This window comes from Cellulomonas sp. P4_D11 (assembly GCF_056401915.1).
Genome location: NZ_JBFUIK010000073.1, coordinates 1 through 2,478, shown reverse-complemented (window position 1 = coordinate 2,478; position 2,478 = coordinate 1). Strand labels below are relative to the sequence as shown.

The 2,478-nt window shown below is 77.1% G+C and carries 1 protein-coding gene; it reads right to left on the bottom strand.

Annotation, left to right across the window (positions count from 1 at the left end):
- Window positions 1-175 precede the first annotated feature (175 nt).
- Window positions 176-2,478: CHAT domain-containing protein (locus AC1DT4_RS20215; RefSeq protein WP_477091546.1), on the bottom strand; the 2,303-nt coding region annotated here is incomplete at its 5' end.

Genomic DNA, 2,478 nt, shown 5'->3' with positions numbered 1-2,478 from the left:
CCTCGCGGTCGGCTCGCTCGTCGCGGCCGCGATCACCGTGCCGGGGCTCGCCTCGACGGACGCGGGCGCCGCGGCCCCGGGGATGCCCGGCATGCCCGGCATGAGCTCCGGGCACCACGGGCACGGCTGATCCTGTCGACCGGGCGAGAACGCACACGCGTCCCGGGGATCGCCGTCAGAGCGGGGCGCCGAAGCAGACCAGCGGGGCCACCACGCCGGTCTCGGCCGCGTCCTCGGCCGTGGCCGTCGCGACGGCCTGCGCCACCGGGACCCCGGTGCGCAGCAGCGCGTGGGTCCGGGTCATCACCTTGAGCGCCGTGGCGTCGGGGAGCGGCGCCACCGCGGCGACGACGCAGCCGACACCCGTGCGCAGCAGCACGCTGGCCAGGCCCAACGCCTCGCCCCCCGCCCGGATGCTCGACCGGCCGACCTCGCAGCTGGACAGGAGCACCAGGTCCGGGGACGCGCCGCCGGAGTCCAGCTCGTGCGCGAACAGCGGGCCGTCGGCCATGCGCACCGACGAGAACAGCGGGTTGTCGGGCTCGTGGCGCCCGTGCGCGGCGAGATGGACGATGCCGGGCGCGCCCAGCAGCGCGATCATCCGGGACACCGTCGCCTCCTCCCCCACCACGACCTCGCCACCCGGCCACAGCCGGCCGATCTCCTCGGCCTCCGCCTCGGCGTGGCGCAGCCCGGGGCCGGCCGCCGCGCTGACGCGCATCGGGACGCCGCGGGCCGTGCCCGCGTAGGTCATCCAGTGGTGGACCGACGGCGCGACGACGGTCGGCAGCCCCACGCGCGACGAGAGCATCGACCACGGCAGGACGCCCAGCCACCCGGTCGCGACGACGACCAGCTCGCCAGAAGCACCCAGCGCAGGCTTCAGCCGGGACTCCAGCGCGGACATCCCGTGCCGCAGCGAGTTCAGCGCGACCTCGCGCAGGTCGGCGGGCACGAGCGGGTTGGCCGTCACCTCCAGGTCGGCGTGGACGCGGCGGACCAGCTCCGCGACGCTCGCCGTCTCGCCCAGGCGGTGCAGCGCGGTCCGGTCCTCCCCGACCTCCACGGCGAGCAGCTCGCCGCGGTGCTCGAGCACGTCGAGGACGACGGCACCCGGCCGGTCCCTCAGCAGCCGACGCACCTCGACCGAGCGGCCGGCGCGGTCGCCGCCGGCGCGCCCGCGCTCGTGCCAGGACCGCGCGAGGATCTCGTGCTTGAGCCGTTGCGCCTCGCGCTCGACCCGGATCAGCCGGGGATCGCCTCCGACCCGCAGCCGGGTGGTGCGGTTCTGGTCGATGAGCTCGCGCAGCTCCTCGAGCAGCGCGGCCGACACCGGGTCGCCAGGCGGGTTGACCCTGGGCGTCCCGCCGATCACGGAGCGGACGCGCTCCGCGGCGTCGAGGACGGCCGACGCCCGGCCGGTCGCGAGCGCGAGCGAGACGTCGAGATCCGCCAGGCCGGTGCCGTGCACTGCCCCCGCCGTGCGCAGGTCGAGCGAGCCGAACCGGGAGCGGTGCAGGCCGAGGTCGCGCTGACCTGCACGGACGTAGCGGCCGGCGCGCTCGCGCTCACCCGCCTCGAGCGCGAGCATCGCCCGGATCCGCCGCCCGTGCAGCCGGACGGCGATCGGGTCGCTGTTCCGGACCGGCCCGAGGGACTCGAGCACCGCGGCCGGGTCCTTGAGCGAGCCGCGTGCGAGCTCGGACTCGATCCGCACGTAGGCCGCGGCCGTCGCCCAGATGGTGCGGCCCGTGCTCACGCACATCTGCTCGAGCCTCCCGGCGCTGCGCGCGAGCGACGCCCACCGGGCGCGCACCCGAGCGCCGTCGGGCGCCGCGGCGCACACCTCGGCGTCGGCCTGCAGCGCCAGCAGGGTCGACCGGATCACCCACGCGTCGTCGCCCCGGCGCCGGAACTTCCGCTCCGCGGACGACGCCAGCTCGCGGGCCGCGGCGAGGTCGCCGCGCAGCATCGCGCACTCGGCCCGGCCCAGCTCGCACTCCGCGACGTCGTGGGGCAGGTGCTGCTCGGCGAACAGCGCGGCGGCCTCCGCGAGCGTGCTGTCGGCGACCCCGACGAGCCCCGCCTCGAGCAGCACCCGGGCCCGGTCCTGGATCGCGGTCGGTCGCGGGGGCCCCGGCAGGATGGCGGCCGCTGCCTCCATGACGGCGAGCGCCTCCGGCATGCGGCCGGCGACGAAGCTGAGGTACCCCAGGTTGTGCTCGGCCTTGAACACGAGCCGGACGAAGCCCGCCTGGCGCGAACGCCGGGCGCAGTCGGCCAGGTCCGCGCGCGCAGCCTGCAGCTCCCGCCGGTCCATGTGCAGGACGCCGCGGTTGAGCAGCGAGCGGCACGCGTCGATGGGGTCGGCCTCGTCGGACGCCGCGATCGCGACGTCCAGCTCGCGCAGCGCGTCGTCCTGCCGGCCCGCGCGCAGCGCCAGCAGCCCGCGCAGCCCCGCGACCGCCGGTCGCAGCC